Origin of the sequence: Alcanivorax sp. (assembly GCF_014762765.1) — a bacterium.
Taxonomy (GTDB): Bacteria; Pseudomonadota; Gammaproteobacteria; order Pseudomonadales; family Alcanivoracaceae; genus Alcanivorax.
Map to the genome: position 1 here is coordinate 1 of NZ_JABURH010000188.1, position 4,845 is coordinate 4,845.

Annotated in this window: 3 protein-coding genes; all 3 read left to right on the top strand. The window is 60.8% G+C overall.

Going from position 1 to position 4,845, the window contains the following annotated elements; translation table 11 throughout:
* Positions 1-1,034, top strand: a 1,034-nt coding sequence (locus HUJ17_RS14375) for an ABC transporter permease subunit (protein ID WP_290511344.1), incomplete at its 5' end; no start/stop codon positions are given.
* Between the two features lie 256 nt (positions 1,035-1,290).
* Positions 1,291-2,655: an outer membrane protein transport protein gene (locus tag HUJ17_RS14380; protein WP_290511345.1), complete on the top strand. Its 1,365-nt coding sequence runs from the start codon at positions 1,291-1,293 to the stop codon at positions 2,653-2,655.
* A 10-nt stretch (positions 2,656-2,665) separates the two neighbouring features.
* The coding region (locus HUJ17_RS14385; protein WP_290511346.1) for an Ig-like domain-containing protein at positions 2,666-4,845 on the top strand (2,180 nt) is incomplete at its 3' end.

Genomic DNA, 4,845 nt, shown 5'->3' on the forward strand with positions numbered 1-4,845 from the left:
GGCCCGGTATTGCTGCCGGGCTGGCCCTGGCGTTGATGGAAACCCTGGCGGACTTCGGCGCGGTGAGTATCTTCAACTTCGATACCTTCACCACGGCCATCTACAAGAGCTGGTACGGCCTGTTTAACTTGCAGGCCGCCGCCCAGCTTGCCTCACTGTTATTGCTGTTCGTGGTGGTGGCTTTGTGGCTGGAGCGGCGTGGCCGCAGCCGCGCCCGCTACAGTGAGATCGGCGGCCGCCAGACCTTGCGCAGCCGCCCGCGGCTGGCTTGGGGCGTCACCCTGTTCGCCTTTGCGGTACTGTTCCTGGCCTTCCTGTTGCCGGTCAGTCGTCTGCTGTACTGGGTGATCGACAATGGCTTGATGCAGGTGGATGCCCGTTTCCTCAACCTGATTTGGCGTACCTTCCTGCTCGGCACCATGGCCGCCATGTTGGTGCTGACACTGGCCGGCTGGCTGGCCTGGGTGAAGCGGCATCAGTCCTCGCCTTCGGTGTCTGTGGCGGTGCGGTTGGCGACCCTGGGGTACGCGCTGCCAGGATCGGTGTTGGCGGTGGGCATCATGATCAGTTTTAGCGCTGTGGAAGGCTGGTTGGCGGATCTTGGTGTGGGCATCGTGCTGGTCAGTACCCTGGCGGCGTTGTTGCTGGCCTATGTGGTCCGGTTTATGGCGGTGGGTTTCGGGCCGGTAGAAAATGCCTTGCAGCAAGTGCGTCCCAGCCTGGTAGAGGCAGCCCGTACCCTGGGGGCATCCTCTGCGGAAGTGGGACGCCGGGTTTATGTGCCGATGATGCTGCCGGGTCTGCTCACGGCACTGTTACTGGTGGGCATTGATGTGATGAAGGAAATGCCTGCTACCCTGCTGCTGCGCCCCTTCGGTTGGGACACCCTGGCAGTCCGCATTTACGAGTTGACCGCCGAAGGGGAGTGGCAACGGGCCGCAGCTCCAGCGCTAACCCTGGTACTGCTGGGACTGATCCCGGTGATGGTGCTGACCCGTCGCCGTGCCGAGCGACTGAATTCCCCCCAGGGCTGATCCACCTGTCGGCTGTTGCGTCCCGCAAACGGCCTAACTTCCTCGAAAAAGCTACGAACATCCACCTACGTGTTTCGATATCGTAGCGTTTCTTTTTGTGTATATATGTAATTTTGGTGACGATTTAGACATTCCCTGTGATGTATTCGTGAATGAAAGTTGGTACGTTTATGCCAACTTATTGCGCGCATAACTGTGTATGCAATCTGAACAATAACAACTGTCCCGTTTCGGGCGCGTCTTTTTGGAGAGCTTCATGACAATGCGAAAACTGCTGCCTGCGGTTGTGGCGGGCGCTGGGGTTGTGTGTATCTCGCCGGCCATGGCCAGCATGGGCAACATCGGTACCACCTATGGGGTGTTGCCCTCGGATGTGGCCTCTGCCCAGGCCCTGTCCCTGTTCAACAGCCAGGTCTCCGCCACCTACTACAACCCGGCCTACCTGGCCCGTGACGACCGGGGCGAGCTGACCTCCGGATTGTTGCACGCAGACCATGAGCTGCGCGGAAGCAGCCTGGGTGGTCCCGCGCCGTTACCCCGCAGCAGCGATACCCTGCAGGACTCGCCTTCCCAGCACACCCTGCTGGGCATGAAGACCGACCTCTCCTCGCTGACCCGCTACAACCACCCCATGTACCTGGGGTTCATGCTGGGAGTGGAGAAGTATGGTGAGGAAATGATGGCCTTCAATTCCCAGACTTCTGTTGAAGGACAGTACTTCGAATTCGGTCGCCAGCCCCTGTTTCTCAACCTGGGCGGTGGCACGCAAATCTGGCGCGGTCTGGACATGGGGCTGTCCGCCCGCATCACCCTGCACTCGGAAGCCGAGCTGGTGGCCACCTCCACCCTGGGCGGGGAAACCAGCTACGAAACCCTGAATGTGTCCGCCAAGCCCTCCATCCGCCCGATCTTCGGCATGAACATGGACTGGGGCGAAAGCTTCTGTGCTGACGGCAATGATTGCTGGTACGACGGACTGGAGACCGCCTTCAGTTTCCGTGGTTACTCCAATACCAACACCACGGTGGATTCCACCATCACCATTCCCGGCACCGTGTTGGATCCGGGTATCAATCTGGCCATCAGCACCGTGGATTCCTACCAGCCGAACATTTATGCCGCCGGGCTGGCCTACATCCGAGACCGCTGGCGGGTGGGCCTGACCGTGGAAATGCAGGAATGGTCGCGGCTGGAGGAAGAACTGGAGCGCGACACCATCAAAGATCAGGCGGTCAATGCCGCACAGGATGACTATCGTCTCGAATTCAAGGACATCGTGGTGCCCCGTCTGGGTGGCGAATTCCATCTGGATGACACCTACATGGTCACTGGTGGGGTGGCCTTCAGCGAATCGCCGCTGGATTCCGACGGTTCCCTGGAAGTGAACTATCTGGATACCGACAAGTGGATCCTCGGCCTGGGTCTCACCGCCAAGTACAAGTCGGTGCCGGTGTTGGCATTCCCGGTCCGTCTGGATCTGGCCTACCAGTACCAGAAACTGGAAAACCGCACCTTCGATCTCTATGACCGTCGCTCGCCGTCGTTCCCGCAGCCCTACGAAAGCGTGGAAGCGGAAGGGGATGTGCACGTCTTTTCCGGCTCTATCACCCTGAAATTCTAGGAGATCGGCGATGAGAACAAGAAATTTATGGCTGGCCACAGCCGCCGCGACCCTGGCCGCCTGTGGCGGTGATGCGGGCGACACTCCGTCCATTGCCGGTTGGCAGCAGGCCGAGGTCTATTACAGTTACCCTTATGACGGGCAACAGAACCTGTCGCCGAAAACGCCGCTGGTGCTGCGTTTTTCTCATGCCATGGAAGTGGATGCCAGCCACTTTACCCTGCTGCACTGCGACCAGTTGGGCGATGACTGTGAGGATACCGGTGACAACCAGGTTGCACTGAGTGCGCCCACGTCACTGGATGGCGGCAGGGGCGTCACGCTGCAACCGCAGAATCCGCTGCAGACTCACAGCCATTACCGGCTGGTGATCGACGGCATTGAGACGCAACAGGGCAACCCGGTGTTCCCGGATGGTGGCCTGGATTTCGTCACCCGGCTCAGCCAGGACGGCCCCATGTCCAGCCAGATGGCCACACCGGATCTGACCGTCAGCCAGATCATTCCCGATGGTGACGCTCTGCCGTTCATGGATTTTTCCACTCTGCGGGTGCGTTTTAACCAGATGCTCGATCCGGGGACTCTCCGGTATGGCGATATCGACAATGGCGCCTCCGTGGAGCTGGCGCACCAGGGCGGCACCGTGCCTGCCGCGCTGCTGGTCAAGGGCAATGCGGTCACCATCGACCCGCTGGAAGATCTGACCCCGGGGCAGCAGTACACCCTTAAGTTCACCCCGTCGGTACGGGGTGTGGATCAGGCCCAACTGACCGGCGGGTTCGAGCAGAGCTGGGCCGCCCGGGATTCCATGCCCCGGGCTACCCTGGTGCAGGAAGCCCTGAGCGCCAGTGAGGATCAAACCGACCCGTGCAATGCCCCGGATGCCCTGGTGGCCAAGCTCACCGGCGCCACCATGAACTGTGTGCCGATCCAGTCCACCCTGCTGGGCGACAAGGACGCCACCATGCAGACCGGCGATGTGTTTGCGGAGCTGGCGTTTCTGCCCAACTACCCGGACGTGTCGCCGTTGCGGATTCCTCGTAACAGCCTGCTTAGCGGCAGCAATGTGACCGTCAAGGTCGCGGGTGAAGTGGAGGCGGGTATCGACACCGGTGCCATCTCGGTGACCTTCCTGTCCGATGCCTCCGGCTACCTGCTGCCTAATCCCTACAGCGATGCCCATGGAGCCCCCAAGCAGGTGAAGCTGTACATGGATGTCTCCATGACGGCGGAAAACCCGGAGGCCAACGGTGCCCTCAGCCAGACCCTGCTGCACGTGGAGCTCAACGGTATGGCACTGGTGAAAGACGGCCGTATGGAAATCGATGCGGTGGGCATTGTGGAGCCGAAGGTGCTTGGCCAGGAAACGGCCTTTGGTCTGCTCAGCTTCCACATGAAGTCCTACGAGGATCAGGAAAATGCTCCGCAGCCGGTGCCGGATATGACTGCGCCGCAATTGCAATCCATGGTCCCCGCCGTCGAGGATGATGGCACGGCGCTCACCGCCCGCCCAGGTGATGCGGTTATCCTCAACTTCAATGAGCCCCTGGATCCGTCCACTCTCAACGTCGGAGAAACCTTCGGCCTGCAACAGGGTGGCAGCCATGTGGCGGTGGATTGGTATCTGGATGGCGCGTCCCTGGTGATGCGTCCGGCTACCCCGCTGGCGTTCGGCGAGAGTTATACCGCCATGGTCAGCGCCCAGGTCAGCGACCTGGCCGGCAATGCCGTGGTCCCGGTCAATGAGCCCTTCACCCTGCCTGAGCGGGTCGGTGACACGGCGCCTCCCATGGTGCTGACCAGTTACCCGGGCTTCCCTTGTGCCGCCGACAAGGAGCACTGGGAAATTGAAGCGGGTAACCATGGCTTCTGCCAGGGTGGCAAGGTGGAAGACGACCGTAACCCGGTGCCCTCAATGCCGGCGGATCGCGCCATTCGGGTGAATTTTTCCCGGGAAATAGCCGCAGAGTCAGTGGTCTTTGACAATACCGATGCCTGCAACGTGGGCAGCTTCCGGGTGGAAAAAGTGGCGCTGGACCCGAACACCGGTCGCCCTTTGCGTTATGACGAAGACGGCAAGCGTAAATACAGCTGCGAAGCCGGCGTCACCGGCAAGCTGGAGGTGGGCACCCGCAGCCTGGTCTTTACCCCGTCCCAACCCTGGGAAGAGGGTGCCTATTACCGTTACAT

What these genes read in the sequence shown, in the direction of transcription:
- HUJ17_RS14380 (WP_290511345.1), top strand. Translation starts at nt 1,291, where the DNA reads ATGACAATGCGAAAACTGCTGCCTGCGGTTGTGGCGGGCGCTGGGGTT.